Below are 16,326 nucleotides of genomic sequence, written 5' to 3' on the forward strand. Positions count from 1 at the left end.
AAGGCGAGGAGGATGAGAGATGGCTACAAGCACTGTATTTATTAACAATCGCACGCAAGCTGTACGCCTGCCTGCTGAAATGCGTTTGCCAGAGGATGTGAAACTGGTGAACGTGCGTGCACGTGGTAACGAGCGCATCATCACACCGATTGCTGAAACCTGGGATAGCTTTTTTAATGCTGCCGTGACGGTGAGCGATGATTTTATGCCAGAGCGCGCCAGCCAAACTCAGCAAGACCGGGAATCGTTTGAGTGATTACTTATTTACTCGACACCAATATTGTCATCTATGTGATTAAGCGCCGCCCGATTGAGGTATTGGGCGTGTTTAATGCCAACGCAACGCGCATGGCTATTTCGGTGATTACGCTGGCGGAGTTGATGCATGGCGCAGAAAAAAGCAGTAAACCTGCTGAAAACCTGGCTGTGGTAGAAGACTTTTGTAGCCGGTTAAGCGTGCTGCCCTACACCGAAAAGGCCGCTCAGCATTATGGCCAAATCCGTACCGCATTAGAAAAAAAGGGCGAGCCGATTGGTGTGAACGATTTGCATATTGCAGCCCATGCACGCAGTGAGGGCTTGATTTTGGTGACTAACAATGAAAAAGAGTTTGCAAAAGTGCCATCACTGCAAATTGAAAATTGGGTAGCCCTGCCTTAACACCCTTGCAGCTGTTGGCTTTTACACTGTGCAGCCAATTGTTTGGCGGAGGTCTTTTGTTCCTCAGTCATTTGCGCATAAAGATAACTCAGCATTTTTCGGTGGCGATTGATAAAGTGCTGGTCCTCGTTTTGCGTCGCCAATATCAACCACATCGCCGCTTTGACGGTATCTTGCTCAACGCCAGCCCCTTGTTGGTAGAGCTCAGCCAGATAGCCCTGGGCTTCGCTATTATTGTTGCTCGCTGCCAGGCTCAACCAATGCACGGCGGCAGGCATGTCTTGTGCAATAACTTCACCGCGCAAATACAGCATCCCTAAGTTGAGTTGCGATTTCACATGGCCTTGCTTGGCGGCCTGCTCATAATAGGTTACCGCTTGCGGGTAAGTGATGCTTTGGATCATGCGCTGAAACACCAGTGAGCCTAACGTGTACTGTGCTTCTTTATAACCTAGGTCTGCCGACTTGGTATACCACTTGACTGCTTCATCCATGCTTTGAGTCACCCCGTCGCCATTCTGGTACATCAGGCCCAGGTTGTAGCAGGCTTTGGCATCGTTTTGGTTGGCGAGTGACAAGTAAATGGCGTGAGCACCGGCATAGTCTTTTTGCATAAGCTTTTGCTTGGCTTCTTCCAGGGTGTTGGCCTGCGCCAGGCTCACCGCCCACAGCGCGAATAGCATCACCGCCCTGAACAGGTTTTTAGACAATCGCCTGGTGAAGCGCTTTGTTTCAATCTGCATGATGCGTGTTCCTTGCGTGGTGTGAGTGTTAAACAGCATGGCGGGTAATGGCAGCTTTTAATCGCGCCAGCGCTGCTAGCACATTGGCTTGGCTGGTGCCTATGTTCATGCGCATAAAGCCTTCACCGCCATGACCGAACAGGGCGCCAGGCGAGAGGCCGAGCTGCGCTTCTTCAATAAAAAAGCGTTTCAATGCGTCGTCATTCAGCTGGAGTGCGCGGCAATCTAGCCACAGCAGATAAGTGGCCTGCGGGGAGATGACTTTAATCTTCGGCAGCTCTGTTTGAATATAGGCTACCGCCGCATCACGAGTGGCTTGCAAATAAGGGATCAACTCATTTAACCAGTCGTTACCGCCGCGGTAGGCGGCTTCAAAGGCGGCCATATTGAGCGGGTTGGTCACCGAGATGCCTAGCGTATTGAGGTGGCGTTGAATGGCCTGCCGATGGGTGGTGCTAGGCACAATCAAGGCTGAGAGCCCCAGGCCGGGGATGTTAAAAGTTTTGCTGGGCGAGACAGCGGTAATCACGCGGTGCGACTGCGTTGTTTGTTCGGCGGTTTCAGCCTGCATGGCCAGGCGGCTCAAGGGCTGGTGGTGTGCATCGGCATAGACTAAATCGGCATGGATTTCATCGGAGAGGATGATTAAATCATGCTGGTTAGCGATGCTTAAAATGGTTTCCATTTCTGCCGTTTGCCACACACGGCCCACCGGGTTGTGCGGTGAACACAGCAATAACAGTCGCGCCTGTTGGGCACACGTAGCCAGGTGGTTCATATCCATCTGGTCGTGCGGCTGGCTTGCGTTATCTATCAGGCGTAACGGGTTTTCAATGAGTTGACGCTGTTGCCCGGTGACCGCTGAGAAAAACGGAAAATACACCGGCGGTTGCACAATCACGCCATCGTCTGGTTTAGTCAAAGCCGCGACCACCATATTCAACGAAGGCACCACACCGGGCGTGAGCACGATCCACTCACGTGGCACTTGCCAATCATGTTTGGTGCGTAGCCAATCTATCAACGCTTGATACAGGCTGTCTGGCGCCAGCGAATAACCCAACACCGGATGCGCAATGCGCGCTTGCAAGGCTTTGGTCACTGCTTCGGGCACGGCAAAATCCATATCGGCCACCCACATCGGCATGACCTCAGTGGTGCCAAAGGTCTGCTGGCGGCCATCGAATTTTAATGCGCCGCTGCCCTCACGCGCGACGGGATGGTCAAAGCGGCTGGTCAACGCACGCGCTCCCAGAGTGTCACTTCTGACAGCGTATGCTGGAATTTGTGGCGGGTTTCGCGGATGACAAATGGAATCTCTACCGGGTCTTGCATGAGTTTAAAGTGTGGGCCCAGCAAGGCTTTTAATCCATCCAGCGTGGTGACATTTTCCCCATCCTGCTTGTAGCCGCCTATCCATTCTTCACGTGGCGTGTGTTCTTCCAGCCAGGTATAAGGCGAGGCGATCATAAGCACACCGCCCATATTCAGTCGTTCGTGAATGCTGCTCAAAAACTGGCGCGGGCTATACAGGCGGTCAATTAAATTCGCTGCCAGAATAAAGTCGTAACCGCTGAATTGCGGCTTGAGGTTACAGGCATCGCCTTGCCAGAATGCGACCCTGTCGACTACTTGGTCTAACCCCAACGCACTCAACGTGCGTTCCTGGTAGCTGACCAGGTCGCCTTCGTTGGTCATGGTATAGCGCAACACGCCTTGCTCGGCTGCTTGCAGTGCCAGGCCAATAAAGCGGGCAGAAAAATCGATGCCGGTGACGTGATCAAACTGTTTGGCCAGTTCAAATGTGGCGCGCCCGGTGGCACAGCCTAAATCCAGTGCGGTACGCTTGGGCTTGGCTTGCAAATGCTGCAAGGCGTAGTCGCTCAAGGCTTTGGAGAAGTTAGGCACGCCAAAATAGCTGTCGCCATAATGAAATTCGGCATACTCGGACAACTGTTTGTCTGATTCGTAATAGGCATCTTTTTGGGTCACGGGCGTGTCAGTCACAATATAGCGGAATCCTGCATGTTGAAAAAAGTGGCGGCGAAACGCGTAGCGTGAGTGTTTAATCGCCTCGTTACCGGTTGAAATCCACGAGCCGCCTTTGATCAGGTTATGACGGCCATCGTAGGTCGGGGTGGTAAAGTCATCGTACAAGGGGTGTACTTTAAACCCATCAAACGGGAAGATCGGCGTTTCTGTCCATTGCCAAACATTGCCCACCACATCATACAGCTCACCCTGTGCAAACTGATTGACCGGGCAAGACGAGGCGCCATGGTCTAAAAACAGGTTGGCGTGGTTGCCATTGGCGATGTTGTCGTCTGACAGGCAGGCATGTTCATACAGACTATACCACTCATGCTCGGTGGGCAGGCGTACGGGTTTGCCGGTTTGTGCAGCCAGCCAATTGCAAAATGCTTTGGCCTCATGGTAATTGACTTCGACCGGCCAGCTCCATGGCATGTCGACTTCTTCTGTCATCAGGCGCAGTTTCCAGCCATTGGCATGTTTGATCCAAAAGGTGGGGTGTTCGGCCTGCGTGAATTGCCGCCAGGCCAGGCCTTCTTCTTGCCAGTATTCATCCGCCTGATAGCCACCTGCTTCCACAAATTGCAGAAACTCGGCATTGGAAGTGAGGTATTTGGCCGCCTCGAATGCCGGAGAGTGGGTGTGGAAATGACCGTATTCGTTATCCCAGCCGTAATAATCCTCTGATTTATTAAGGACGATCTCGCGGGCGGGAATCTGTACCAGGGTATTTTCAGGGGCGGCAACCGCCAGCGCAGAAGAGGGTGCCCAGGCGGCTGAGGGTTGCACATAGCTGAGGGCGTGTTGGCGGATCAGTACCGAGCTAGTTTCCAGATGAATACGCTCATGCTCTATACCCATTAAAATCGGCCACCACGGGCTGTCCCAGTCTATCGGTGTATCCAGCGGTAGGGTGTTGATCAAGCCATCCACCACTTCGCGCACACGTGCCCGGTAGGCTTTCACTTCGGCAGGCGTCGGCCATTGGTAGTGCGCTTCGTTCACATCGTCCCAGCTCATTTCATCCACACCCACGGCAAACATGGACTCAAACTTGGGATTCACCCGTTCGGAGATCAGCCCGGCCAGGATTAGCTTGTTAATAAAAAACGTATGGGTATGGCCGTAGTAAAAAATCAGCGGATGCCTGAGAGCAATCGGCTTGACGTAATAGGCCTCGTCACTGGTCAGGACTTGAAATAAAGATTCATAAATATCCGAGGTTTCATGAAAGTAAGCCCTTACCTGCTCACGGGTCAGCGGCGTTTGAGGACTGTTTAACCGGATACTTCGATGGAGATGCTTGCTCATATGATGAATCGTTATTGGTCTGTTTTAGGTTTGGGTCTGTTTATGAAAGCCTGACAATCAGGGCGATGCGGGTGCCACTACTAGACATTTTGCAGCGAGCGCAAGTCTATTGAATAAGAATGGAAAAGATTGGTTCAATTTGCACGAAAAACAATATCGGTGGATATCTTTCATTCCATCCATCGCGCGGCACCGCGCGCGGCTTGCTGATACGTTACATTTGGGGGCAAATGGTCCGCCAACTGGCGAAGTGAGAGGTAGCCTGGGTCTAACGGATATCTTTTCAGGAAGGATGTTGCGGTCTTGTATGTAATTTTTCGCCAGCAATGTTAGCGCTCTAGAGAGGGGGCATCATTACTTTTTGCAGAAAAAATACGTTTGGGCAGGATGTAGGATATGCAAAGCTTGGTTGTCGTTATGCCCCTTAATCGCACAGTTACTTTTATTAATATATTGGATATTATCTGAGTCGAGTAGCGTTATCCGCTTCTCAGTCACTTTATCAACAACTGTCCAATGGTCATGTTTTCCGCTGATTCCTAAGAGAATTGCGCGATTTTCCTTCTCACTTTGTTCTATTAAAGTATCCCAAAAAATATCCAGTGTCTCAGATCTGGTACTAGATATTCTTTCTATTTTTTCTTCAACAATTTTTAGCCCAAAAATACTTTTCAATTCTTTTGAATTTAGGCCTTGAGTAATAATTGTCGACAATCGTTTTTCATTGTCATCTAACTCAACAATAATCTTAGAAAAAATCTCTTCAACATGCTTTTCTTTTAAATTGTGTAATTTCTTGATGATGTTGATAATTGAATAAATGCCGCACAGATTATCAAGGGAGCCTTGAAGAGACACCGCGTTTTTCATTAAGCAATCCTTCGTTAGGTAAAGTTAAGAATGTTTGGGTCAAGTTTTTACACTACTCTCTTAAAATCAATAGTATATTGAGTATTTGCAAGTAATTATAATTCTTCATGTTTAATCAGACCAAACCCATCCATTGTGCGGCACCCCATGCCGAGGCTTGTACTGCTTGTTGGTAGGTGGCCGTCGCTGGCAAATGGTCCGCCAGCTGGTGGAGTGAGAGATAGCCAGGGTCCAGCCGAATATCTTGATCGCGGAAGATGCTGTGTTCTCGCGCATAGGCTTCAGCCAGCGCCCTAAGGGATTCGGCCAGCGGCTTGTTTGGGTCGCTGGGAGTAAAGTCACCCAGCAGCCACAGATGCACATCTTCCTCTTGGCTGTAGCCCGCCTTAGGGTCCGCCAGCATCAACGCATGGTCTATCTTGGCCTGGTTTTCAACTTGTTTTGGGTCACCATAGGCAACTTCGTAATATTTCACTTTGGCGGTGAGTAGCGAGGTGGGGCCGTCAATCGGCACCTGGCCAACGGCATAATAACCGGCGATGGCGCGTACGCTTTTTAAATGATGCTCTTTGCCAACAAAATGGATGGTTTCACCTTGGGCCTGTAACGCTTGAATGCCCGCCGCTATGTCTTTAGTTGCCGCGTAAATCAGGGCGAAGTCATTTTGGGCACTTTTTCTGGCCAGGCTGTAGTTGATCATGGCCGTGCCATTGCCATATAACTCCAGTGCGCTAGTGGCAATCACGTCGCCTTGCGCATCCAGCACCACTGAGACGGCCATTTTGGTGCCGTTTTCATTACCACCTGCCAAGGCAGCGAGCCAGTTGTGCAATTGCTCGGCTGGCCATTCCGGGTATTGCTCCCCGGCGAGGGCAAAGACTTGCGGCAGCAGCCTGGTTTGCTCGGCGATGCTTAAGTCTTGCAGCCTGAGGCTGGTATACCTAGGGGGCAGGTTGAAGTCGTAAGGTCGTGTCATGTCATGCGCTTAAGTATGGGTGCCGCTGAGTTTGGCCCTGGCAGCGGTGTTTAGGCGGGCTGAAAACTCCCACAGCAGGATCAGCAGCCACTGATAAACATTTAGCCATGGTTTCACGATCATAAGCATTTGGCAAATCAAGGAGATGATGATGGCATTTGATTCAGCGGTGCCGGTCGACGGCATGGAAGAAAAATCAATGGTTGTAAACCCGGCAGATGACGGCAAGCACCGACAAAAAGGGATGAAAGATCACTTGGGAAATAGCATCCAGAAGCCGGGGATTGATCCTGAGAATACCCCCGAGGTTAAACCAGGTGAAATGCTGGAAGATGACAAGTTTACGCAAAAGTAAGCGTTGGATGACTCCATGCGATTGGACTATTGCCCGTGCAAACGCGCATTCAACTGGTCTATCACCTCTGCCCAATCGGCATCTTTTAAGATCTCTTCACGCAAAAACGTCGCCTGGGCGGGCGTCCAATTTGGCGCATCCGCCAGTGAAACGGGGCCGGCCAGTTGGCTGTGAGTTTGAATAAAACGCTCGATATCATCATCACTGTTAGGCAGCCCGAGCTGGGCAAACAGGTGATTTAGTGTATGTAGTGAGGCTTCCATAACACGGCTCCTTAAAGTTTGATGATTGGCGTCTGGTTTGAACAATGGCTTCGCTCAGCGCGATTTTTAGGCACGGCTCAGGTCTGCTCCAGCCGTTTTTGCGCTGGGCCCTCATAGTGAAACTGCCTGGCTAGTACCGAGTAAAGCGGCGGGCTGAAAATGCGTGAGGTGACGGTCGCAATCAGTGAAACCGCCATCAGGCTGATCACCATTTCATGGCCATCGATCATTTCCATGACGATGATAAAGGAGGTGATGGGCGCCTGCGTGACCCCCGCCAGAAAGCCGGCCATGCACAGTGCGCTGAATGCAATAGTGAGGTGAGGGTAATGAAAAATACTGGCCAGGTCGTAGCCTATGCCCGCACCGATAGACAGTGCGGGGGCGAAGATGCCGCCGGGGATGCCACTCAGGTAAGTGAAGATGGTGGACAGGTATTTGACGATGGGGTAGTACCAGGTTTCATTGATCGAGCCATTGAGCATGGCCTTGGTCAGTGAGTAGCCCGAGCCATTGGCAGCACCATGACTGACGATACCCAGCCCTGCTACCAGCAGTGCACAAAAGCCTGTCCAGTACAGCGGGTGGCGCAAGCGTAAACTGGTGATTTTGCCAGGCAGATTTTCTGTCAGCTCGATCAGCGTTTTGCTAAAGAGGCCGCCAAACACGCCGCACACCAGCCCGCTAATCAGCACAGGCAGCAGGATGGCCGTATCAATCGGGCTTACCTTGAGGCTGCCAAAATAGGTGTAGTTGCCTTGCAGGGAAATAGAAACCAGGCCGGATAGCACAATTGCCGAAATCATCACGCCATTAGTCCTTTGCTCAAATTTGCGGCTGAGCTCTTCAATAGCGAAGATAATGCCGGCGAGCGGCGTATTAAATGCAGCTGAGATACCTGCGGCACCCCCGGCCAGAATCAGGTGTTTGGGGTCCAACTGAAAGTGTTGCGGCAAAAAACGGCGGCATGCATGCATAATGCTGGCACCCACCTGCACGGACGGCCCCTCGCGGCCTGCCGAAAACCCGGCAGCCAGGCCGAGCGTGACCAGGCACATTTTGGAGAGGGCAATTTTTATTGATACCAAATGGCCAATCGGCTGCTGTTCTGCATAAGAAAGCGCCGCCATGGTCTGCGGGATACCACTCCCGGCTGCACCGTTGAACCAGCGCTTGGTCGCCCAGACAATGAAAATGCCCACCAAGGGCATAATGATCAGCGGTAGCCACCAGACGGCGGATTGCAGGTCGTAAAAAAAAGCAATGGCATGCTCAGTGGCCCGGGCAAACAAGACAATCATGAGGCCGGTGATGGTCGCTGCGGTCCAGATAACCAGACGGCCTATCCAGGCATGCACGTCTGTCATATTGATGGATTCAAGGCTATTTTTCAGGGCGTTGAGCATGGGGTGCGGCTGCCAGAGTTGCTGAAGAAGGTCTGCGCTGCCTCAACCAGTTGCGGTTACACGAGCGGTTTAAAACAGACACAGCACTATCATAGCAAATATGATGAGTATCAATACTTATTCACTAGCCTAAAGTAACTCTTCGACGTGTTTTTTGATGTTTGCCGCCATTTTTACCGTCGGCAAGTCATTGGTGTCGGTGCCAAACGGGTCTTCAATCTCTTCTGCAATCAACTCCAGGCTGGCTAACACATAAAAAATAAACACCACTACCGGAATCACATAGTAGCCCAGGCTAAACACAAAACCGAATGGCAAAGTCATCACATAAAAGAAGATGAATTTTTTGATGAATGCGCTGTAGGAGTAGGGGATAGGCGTGTTTTTGACCCGTTCGCAAATACCGCACACCTCGGTGAAGGCTTTGAGTTCGTCATTGATCAGATACAACTGGTCGCCGCTGATTTTGCCTGTGCGGTAGAGCTCGTTGGCTTTTTGAAAAAGGTGCTTGGCAATCTGGTTGGGGTGGTGTTCATGATGGTCGATAGCAAGGTCCAGGCCATCAAACAGCATTTTGCTGACCTCAGCATTCATCAAATGCTTGGAAAGTACGGCAGCATAAGTGGGAATAATTTTCCTGAAGAAATCACGGTCATGGTCATCACCCAGGTATGCGGATAACTTGATCGCCAGGTTGCGGCTATTGTTGACCAGCGCCCCCCAGGCCTTGCGGCCCTCCCACCAGCGGTCGTAAGCGGTATTGGTGCGGTAGGCCAGCAACAAGGACAAGACAAAACCGACGGTGGTGTGTATCAGCGACAGGTTTTTGACATGGCTGCTGTCTGCCAGTTTCCAGTATTCGATTTCAAGATAGGCAATGCCCCCGGCATACGCTCCGATCAATAACATCATCGGAATCAGTTGGCGGAAAGTATCGGACTCGTGAAAGCGGAAGATGAAGGTCAGCCAGTCTTTGGGGTTGTATTGAATCATGCGTGTTCCAGTGAAATATTGGCTTGAGTTTAACATGGCAGTCATACACTTTTTGGTGTCAGCACCGCGCGGTTTTGGCGGACTTTCCCAATCACGCAATTATTTTTAAATTATTTTCAAAAAATCTGTAAGGCCGCCTCATTGACCTCGACTAAGGGTTGCAGAACACATTTTCTGTTTCACTTTTTTTAATTGAATCCTTAGGAGATAGTATGAAAACGACTCAAAAATTGGCCAGCGCAGCATTGTTAGGCTTATTCACTGCAACGGTGATGAGCGCAAGCCCTGCGTTTGCGGGCGATGAAGGCAAGTCTGGCTGCAATGGCAAAGATAACGCCAAGATGGAAAAAGCCAACTGCAAAACCGCGGACGGTAAAGAGAAGCATGCGTGCAAGGGCAAAAATTCCTGCAAAGGCCAGGGCGGCGATGGCAAAAATGCATGTAAGGGGCATGGTTCATGCGCGACGGACGGCAGCAAGTAAGCAGGTCATTTTCTTGAATCATTTCAAGGTGGCGGGGCAGTGGCCCTGCCGCTTTGCAAGGAGTGAATTGTCATGCTGCTGACCAATCCTGTAACAAATGCATTGCCCAATCTGGGCTTTGGACTGGGCCTTAGGCCCACGCACTACCCGTATATTTTTGAACAGCAGCCGCAGGTGGACTGGTTTGAAATTATTTCGGAAAATTTTATGGATACCGACGGCAAGCCCAAGCGCAACCTGGCGCGTATCAAGGAGCAATACCCGATCGTCATGCATGGCGTGTCGATGTCTATCGGCAGTGTAGATGCCTTGAATTCTGACTACCTGACCAAGCTCAAGGCGCTGATTGACTGGGTGCAGCCCGCCTGGATCTCTGACCACCTATGCTGGACCGGCGTGGCACATAAAAATACCCATGATTTGCTACCGCTACCCTACACCGAAGAATCGCTCAAACATATCGTGCAGCGGATTCGGCAGGTGCAGGACCGGCTCGGACGCAGAGTTGCACTCGAAAACCCATCGACTTACCTGGAGTTCCAGCATTCCACAATCCCGGAAGCCGAATTTATTGCGGCCATGGCGCAAGCGGCCGACTGCCATTTGCTGCTGGATGTGAATAATGTGTATGTGACAAGCTACAACCACCGGCTGGATGCACAAGCCTATCTGGATGCCTTGCCACTAGAGCGGGTCATTCAGGTGCATCTTTCGGGGCACCGCAACAAAGGCAGCCATATCGTAGACACGCATGATGACCATGTGACGGATGCCGTGTGGGGGCTGTATCAATATGTGGTGCAACGGGCAGGCCGCGTGCCGAATACCATGATTGAGTGGGATGACCAGATTCCAGAATTTCCGGTGTTGGCCGCTGAGCTGGACAAAGCCCGACAAGTAGCTAGCCAGGCCAGCGTCTATGCCTTGCCAGACACCGCCAAGCCGGTTGCGGCATCTACCCCCGCCATGCAGTCGTCTTTACTGCAGGCGCAAACCCACTTACAGCAAGCCATTGTGCTGGGCGATCGCCTGGATAGCCGCCCGGCAGACTGGATCCGCGCCAAGGATGACTTTGCGCCACAAGCACAATTAGCGGTGTATACCGAAGCTTACCGTTACCGCTTGTTTGATGTGGTGGCCGAAGATTATCCGGTGTTGGCGCACTACCTGACTGCCCCTGTATTTGACGCGCTGCTGTGGGCGTTTATTGCAGCGGTACAGCCCGACCATTTTAATATCGGCCGCTTTGCCCTCAAGCTCCCCTCTTTTATACAAACAGTGTTGCCGGAAGATGGCTTTGCCCACGCGCTTTGCCAGCTGGAAACATTGGTCGCGCAAATGACCGACCCTGCTGAAACCCCCGTGCTGCAAGCTTCGCAACTACAGGGACTCACGCCGGAGGGGTTGATGGACTTGCAACTGATGCCTCGGGCTGCATTAACGCTGGTGCAGTTTAACTACGGCGTGAATGCTTACTATCAGGCGGTGATGGACGAAGCACCGCCACCTGGTGCCGACCCCGCTGACGAGTATCTGGTGGTGTACCGCCATGAGGATGTGGTTTGGCGCATGACGCTGGAGGCACAGGAGTTTACGCTGCTAAGCAGATTATTTAGCGGCGCGACAGTGGGCGAGGCGTTATCTGCACTGGACGACGAAGCTGGGCCTGCCGTGATGGCTTATTTTTCAAAATGGATGAGAAATGGTTTGCTGGCCTCAGCAGCGATTGAAGCGACAGCCATGCAGCTTACTCATCCGCAACAGGAGGAAACACATGCGTATATTTTTTGACTTATTGATTGCCTGGCCACAAAAATTGGCCTCGCATTTTGAATGGCTAGGCCCATTGGTCGCCCGGGTGGTGGTGGGGTATACCTTTATGCTCACAGGCTGGGGCAAGCTGACAAATTTGCCAGCGATCATTGAAAACTTTCAAAGCTGGGGCATTCCTTACCCGGAAATTTTGACGCCGTTTGTGGCAGGCTGGGAGTGCTTTGGCGGCTTGGGCCTGATCTTGGGCTTGATGACACGCATTTGTGGCGGAGCGCTGGCGGTGGTGATGGTGGTCGCGATTATTTCGGCAAAACTGGCCGATATTGATTCGCTGGAAACCTTGCTCGGCTTTGAAGAGGCGACCTATTTTGCCGTGTTCACCTGGTTGGCGATTTGCGGCGCAGGCAAGGCCTCGCTGGACTACTTGCTAACGCGGCGCCTTCAGTGATCCATTGCTTGAATCTTGCGATTGCGAGTGTTCAAACGTGGGTAGCACGGCCGGGCATACCGGCCATATAGCCACTTATTCGGTTTATTCCTTAATTTTTATTTTTAAGTCTTGTCTTGCGAATAAATCAGGCAGCTGTAGGCGCCGATCGTAATCGGTGCAGCATGGGCAAATCCATCGAGGCTGGTGTTTTCGGCGGTCAAGTCGCTGGAGGTGGTTTCATCCATGTCTGCGTGATAGTGCTTGGCGTCACTATTAAAACGGAGTTTCCATATGCCGGGTTGTGGCAGCCCGATGACATAATTTTCTTTGCGGCCCTCGGCAAAGTTAAACACCACGATCACATCATCGCCAGCACCGCCTGCCGCCCAGCGGTGCATGGCAATCAGTTTGTCTTGGTCGTTGACATGGTAGACCGCAATGGCTTGTCCGCTGAGGCCTGCTGTGTCCCCGGCGCTATTCAGGCGGAGCTGGATCAAGTCGCGATAGAGCGCAACAATCCCAGCGTATTGTTCGGCACGTTGCCAGTCTATCGGTCGGTCATCTCTAAACCATTGGTCGCGCAGGAATTCCTGACCCTGAAATAACATGGGAATGCCGGGGGCGGTCATGACCAGGGCTGCGCCTAGACAGCTGCGCTTGATGGCATAACGGCCAGGGGGATCATTGCCATCAATTTCTGACACCAGGCGCTGTTTGCCATTGGCCACTTCATCGTGGGATTCGGTGTAAATGACGCGCTGGAAGGCGTCTTGGTTGTAGCGGTTGAGCATGGCATCGCGGACCGCAGCCATGGAGCGGTGACTATCTTCAATCTCGGTCAAGACCTGGCGGATGGGGTGCACAAAGCCCGCGTCCCACTGGCTGCCGAAATGTGCGCCGCCATCTTCGCGGTGTTGTGTCAGTTTCGCATCATTTTGTAAGTCTTCAGCGATGGTGATTTTGCCAGGATAGCGCTGTTGAATTTCGCCATTCAGCCATTGCAGCAAGCTCCAGCCCTCGGCAATCAGCTGACGGGCATCTGCCGAAACACTGCGGATATAGAGGGTCATGTCGTACCGCAAGCCATCTGCATGATAATCCCCCAGCCACATCATGGCGTTATCAAAAATATATTGGCGCACTTCGCTGCGACCATAGTCCGGGCGGGTTTCGCCCCAGGGGGTAGATGAACGGTCATCATTATAAAAATAAATGCCGCCTTTATCGTTTTCATGCCAGCCATCAAATTGCCATAAGCTAATATCAGAGGGGCCAAAGTGGTTATATACAACATCGACAATTACCGCGATGCCCACCTCATGGGCTGCGGTGATAAAGCGTTTGAACGCCTCAGCGCCACCATAGGCACTTTCAATGGCAAACGGATGTGCCGGGTTGTAGCCCCAGGAATAGTCACCTGCAAATTCTGCAATCGGCATGATTTCAATGGCATTGATTCCCAGCGCTTTCAGATAAGGCAAGCGTTCAATGGCTGTATCAAAGTTGCCAACCTGTTGCGCTTGGCTATCATTGTTGGCATCGCCAGTTTGAGTGTTGAAGGTCCCGATATGCAGCTCGTAAATCACCAGTTGGTTCCAGGGGGGCATTTGAAACGGCTTAGACCGACTTTCAAATAAATCCTGCGGTGGCACTACGGCATTGCCTGCAGAATTGGTAACGATTTTTGCATAGGGGTCAATGCGCTGTAACGCTTGCTCATTCGCAATGAGGTGAAACTGGTATTCATCCCCGGCTTGGGCATGCGGAATGTTCACATACCAGTAGCCATTGCCCTCCTCAAAGCAGGCGTCTTGGCCCGCTTGCCAGTCATTAAAGTTGCCAATAACGCTCACTTGCTGGGCGTGCGGAGCCCATACCCTGAATGCCACGCCCTCATGATGTGGAATTGCACCCATTCCAGACAGGGTCTCGATAACAGGCTTTGAAGGTTGAGCGGTCATAGTGAGACTCCTGGCATAAAAATAGCAAAAACAACTTTGCGATATCGGTGATGGGTAATTTGGTTAAACTGAAGTTACGCTGCCAAGGTGGCTAAAGATAGTCATTATTTTCTGATATGGTTGTCAGCAGTTGCTGACAGACGATTCTGACGATAAATTCAGCTTAGTGCTGATAAGTAGTTCTAGCACCGAATGGATAATGTGTTTATAAATTTTAACAAGTTATTAATTTTTATATTTATTAAGCCATGCTATCCACAATCGACTTTGCCAATCAGGTTTATCAGGAATTAACCGCTTCTGTAGATCAGGCGTGTAAGGAGAAATACTGGTTTATCGCCTGTCGCCCCATGCGAGTACTGGGCTTTTCCAGAATAGATGCTAGTACGCCCCATCAGCATGTTCAGCGATATGAGTTGCATATGGAACATGGTATTCATGTCGGTTTGACATACCACGCCGCGGATGAGAAAGCGATGCTTTTTGATTTGCCTGCGTTGGCGCAATTTGAAGTGACGCTAATGCAGGGGGAGCAACTTTTACAAACCTATCAAAATGCCTTTGAGCAACCGGTATTCAAGAAAAAAAGCGTATGACGGGTGAGTAGCGTCGTGGCTGTAGAAGTGCGGGAAGATCAAACTAAGCGCGCATCCATATCACAGACCAGTATGCCGATCTCCCGTACCGCTTGCTCTATGGTCAGCGTCCACAAATGGCTGAAGTTGAGCCGGATGTAGTGGGTCAGGTCTTTTTTGCGCGAGAAAATCGTGCCAGGTGCCACCGTGATGCCGTTGTCGATCGCGGCACGGTAAAGGGCCAGCGCATCCACGCTGGCTGGCAGTTTTACCCAGATGACATAGCCGCCTTGCGGCACAGAAAGCTGTGTGCCCGCTGGAAAACTTTGTTCAATCACATTACGGATCAAGACGTAATTGGAGCGCAAGGTGTGTCTTAATTGCTTGAGGTGTTGCTCAAAGCTGTCGCGCTGCATGAATTTGGCGATGGCAATCTGTGGCGGCGAAGGCAGCGACAGGCTATTCAGGAACATCAGCCGCTCAACCTCCTGGCGGTAGCGCCCGGCCACGGTCCAGCCGACGCGGTAACCAGGCGCCAGTGATTTTGAGAAAGACGAACAATGCAACACCATGCCTTGCTGGTCATACGCTTTGGCGGGCCGTGGCGGCACTTCGCCAAAATAAAGCTCGCTATAGACATCATCTTCAATCAGCGGGATCTGCTGCGCGGCCAACAAGCTGACCAAGGCTTGTTTTTTCGCTTCTGGCATGGCAAAGCCCAGCGGATTCTGGAAGTTGGTGGTGAGGATAACGGCGGCGATGCGCACGTTATTGGTCATCGCCTGCAAAGCATCAAGGTCTATGCCGCTGTGCGGATCGGTGCGCAGCTCGGCGACCTTCATACCCAGGCGTTCGACGGTATGTGCCAGTGCATAGTAGCCGGGCGATTCGAGCGCGATGGTATCCCCCGCTTTGGCCACCGCTTGCAGGCATAGCGTAATCGCCTCGGTCGCGCCGTGGGTAATCACAATGTCATCGGGCGACACATCTATGCCATGCGTCAGGTAACGCCGCGCAATCTGCTGGCGTAATAGCTCGTTGCCAGGAGGCAAATCACTCAAGACGCCCCACTCGCCCTGGTCATCGGTCAGCGCCTTTTCATACTGGTGGATTTTTTTGAGCGGAAATAGCTGTGGATCAGGGAATGGTGAGCCCAGTGGCACCGTGCCAAATTCGCGGATGGATTTAAGCGTAGTGAGGACTAACTTGCTGGCATCGACTTCGGCCAGATTCAGGTCTTTTGCCAGCGGTGAGGCGGCCTTTTGCTGCAGGCGTTTGCGCGGAGTCACGTAGTAACCGGATTGCGGATGGCTGCTGATAATGCCTTCTTGCTCCAGCAATAAATAGGCGCGCAACACGGTGCTGATGCTCAAGCCATATTGCTGGCTGGCTTGCCGCACCGAGAAGATTTTTTCGCCTGGCCGCAATACGCCTTCATCAATCATGGCGCGGACGCGGGCGGCAAACGAGACGTAAAGCTTCATGGATGGCAAGGCT

At 51.7% G+C, this 16,326-nt stretch carries 17 protein-coding genes; 7 read left to right on the forward strand and 10 right to left on the reverse strand.

The window, feature by feature from the left end; translation table 11 throughout:
* Positions 1-19: 19 nt before the first annotated feature.
* Positions 20-256, forward strand: a complete 237-nt coding sequence (gene vapB / locus ACIDF8_RS00060) for a type II toxin-antitoxin system VapB family antitoxin (RefSeq protein ID WP_412008614.1) — start codon at positions 20-22, stop codon at positions 254-256.
* Positions 253-660 (forward strand): type II toxin-antitoxin system tRNA(fMet)-specific endonuclease VapC, encoded by a 408-nt coding sequence (gene vapC / locus ACIDF8_RS00065; protein WP_412008615.1) that lies wholly within the window; start codon positions 253-255, stop codon positions 658-660. The genes vapB and vapC overlap by 4 nt, the downstream gene beginning before the upstream one ends.
* Here the strand turns inward: vapC and ACIDF8_RS00070 are convergent.
* The 5 genes from ACIDF8_RS00070 to ACIDF8_RS00090 all read right to left on the reverse strand — a co-directional run bounded on the left by ACIDF8_RS00070 (position 657) and on the right by ACIDF8_RS00090 (position 6,591).
* A complete protein-coding gene (locus tag ACIDF8_RS00070; RefSeq protein ID WP_412008616.1) occupies positions 657-1,403 on the reverse strand; it encodes a tetratricopeptide repeat protein in 747 nt (248 codons plus the stop codon). The genes vapC and ACIDF8_RS00070 overlap by 4 nt on opposite strands.
* Positions 1,404-1,431: 28 nt before the next feature.
* Positions 1,432-2,643, reverse strand: a complete 1,212-nt coding sequence (locus ACIDF8_RS00075; protein WP_412008617.1) for a MalY/PatB family protein — start codon at positions 2,641-2,643, stop codon at positions 1,432-1,434.
* Complete coding sequence (ovoA, locus tag ACIDF8_RS00080; protein ID WP_412008618.1) at positions 2,640-4,745, reverse strand: 5-histidylcysteine sulfoxide synthase; 2,106 nt, start codon at positions 4,743-4,745, stop codon at positions 2,640-2,642. The genes ACIDF8_RS00075 and ovoA overlap by 4 nt, the downstream gene beginning before the upstream one ends.
* A gap of 354 nt (positions 4,746-5,099) precedes the next feature.
* Positions 5,100-5,615: a hypothetical protein gene (locus ACIDF8_RS00085; RefSeq protein WP_412008619.1), complete on the reverse strand. Its 516-nt coding sequence runs from the start codon at positions 5,613-5,615 to the stop codon at positions 5,100-5,102.
* 115 nt (positions 5,616-5,730) lie between these two features.
* The gene (locus ACIDF8_RS00090) at positions 5,731-6,591 is read right to left on the reverse strand and encodes a hypothetical protein (protein ID WP_412008620.1); all 861 of its coding nucleotides are present in this window, start codon (positions 6,589-6,591) and stop codon (positions 5,731-5,733) included.
* 151 nt (positions 6,592-6,742) lie between these two features.
* On the opposite strand from ACIDF8_RS00090, the gene ACIDF8_RS00095 reads away from it, so the two are divergent.
* The gene (locus ACIDF8_RS00095; protein ID WP_412008621.1) at positions 6,743-6,946 is read left to right on the forward strand and encodes a hypothetical protein; all 204 of its coding nucleotides are present in this window, start codon (positions 6,743-6,745) and stop codon (positions 6,944-6,946) included.
* Between the two features lie 26 nt (positions 6,947-6,972).
* Here the strand turns inward: ACIDF8_RS00095 and ACIDF8_RS00100 are convergent, their stop codons facing one another.
* From ACIDF8_RS00100 to ACIDF8_RS00110, 3 genes are all read right to left on the reverse strand, one after another.
* Positions 6,973-7,209: a DUF2789 domain-containing protein gene (locus ACIDF8_RS00100; protein ID WP_412008622.1), complete on the reverse strand. Its 237-nt coding sequence runs from the start codon at positions 7,207-7,209 to the stop codon at positions 6,973-6,975.
* A 77-nt stretch (positions 7,210-7,286) separates the two neighbouring features.
* Entirely contained in the window at positions 7,287-8,615 is a 1,329-nt protein-coding gene (locus ACIDF8_RS00105) for a chloride channel protein (RefSeq protein ID WP_412008623.1), read from the reverse strand.
* A 129-nt stretch (positions 8,616-8,744) separates the two neighbouring features.
* Positions 8,745-9,608: a bestrophin family protein gene (locus ACIDF8_RS00110; protein ID WP_412008624.1), complete on the reverse strand. Its 864-nt coding sequence runs from the start codon at positions 9,606-9,608 to the stop codon at positions 8,745-8,747.
* A 212-nt stretch (positions 9,609-9,820) separates the two neighbouring features.
* Between ACIDF8_RS00110 and ACIDF8_RS00115 the strand changes: the two genes are divergently transcribed.
* The 3 genes from ACIDF8_RS00115 to ACIDF8_RS00125 all read left to right on the forward strand — a co-directional run bounded on the left by ACIDF8_RS00115 (position 9,821) and on the right by ACIDF8_RS00125 (position 12,311).
* On the forward strand, positions 9,821-10,090 hold the full coding sequence (locus tag ACIDF8_RS00115) for a hypothetical protein (RefSeq protein ID WP_194748904.1): 270 nt from the start codon (positions 9,821-9,823) through the stop codon (positions 10,088-10,090).
* 72 nt (positions 10,091-10,162) lie between these two features.
* Positions 10,163-11,881: a DUF692 family multinuclear iron-containing protein gene (locus ACIDF8_RS00120; RefSeq protein ID WP_412008625.1), complete on the forward strand. Its 1,719-nt coding sequence runs from the start codon at positions 10,163-10,165 to the stop codon at positions 11,879-11,881.
* Positions 11,865-12,311, forward strand: a complete 447-nt coding sequence (locus ACIDF8_RS00125; protein ID WP_412008626.1) for a DoxX family protein — start codon at positions 11,865-11,867, stop codon at positions 12,309-12,311. The genes ACIDF8_RS00120 and ACIDF8_RS00125 overlap by 17 nt, the downstream gene beginning before the upstream one ends.
* Before the next feature lie 104 nt (positions 12,312-12,415).
* On the opposite strand, the gene ACIDF8_RS00130 is transcribed toward ACIDF8_RS00125, so the two are convergent.
* On the reverse strand, positions 12,416-14,254 hold the full coding sequence (locus ACIDF8_RS00130; RefSeq protein ID WP_412008627.1) for an alpha-amylase family glycosyl hydrolase: 1,839 nt from the start codon (positions 14,252-14,254) through the stop codon (positions 12,416-12,418).
* Between the two features lie 248 nt (positions 14,255-14,502).
* Between ACIDF8_RS00130 and ACIDF8_RS00135 the strand changes: the two genes are divergently transcribed.
* Positions 14,503-14,850: a hypothetical protein gene (locus tag ACIDF8_RS00135; RefSeq protein WP_412008628.1), complete on the forward strand. Its 348-nt coding sequence runs from the start codon at positions 14,503-14,505 to the stop codon at positions 14,848-14,850.
* Positions 14,851-14,888: 38 nt separating this feature from the next.
* On the opposite strand, the gene ACIDF8_RS00140 is transcribed toward ACIDF8_RS00135, so the two are convergent.
* Positions 14,889-16,313: a PLP-dependent aminotransferase family protein gene (locus ACIDF8_RS00140; protein ID WP_412008629.1), complete on the reverse strand. Its 1,425-nt coding sequence runs from the start codon at positions 16,311-16,313 to the stop codon at positions 14,889-14,891.
* Positions 16,314-16,326 lie beyond the last annotated feature (13 nt).

This window comes from Methylophilus sp. 3sh_L, from assembly GCF_046766015.1.
In the GTDB taxonomy this organism is placed as follows: Bacteria; Pseudomonadota; Gammaproteobacteria; order Burkholderiales; family Methylophilaceae; genus Methylophilus.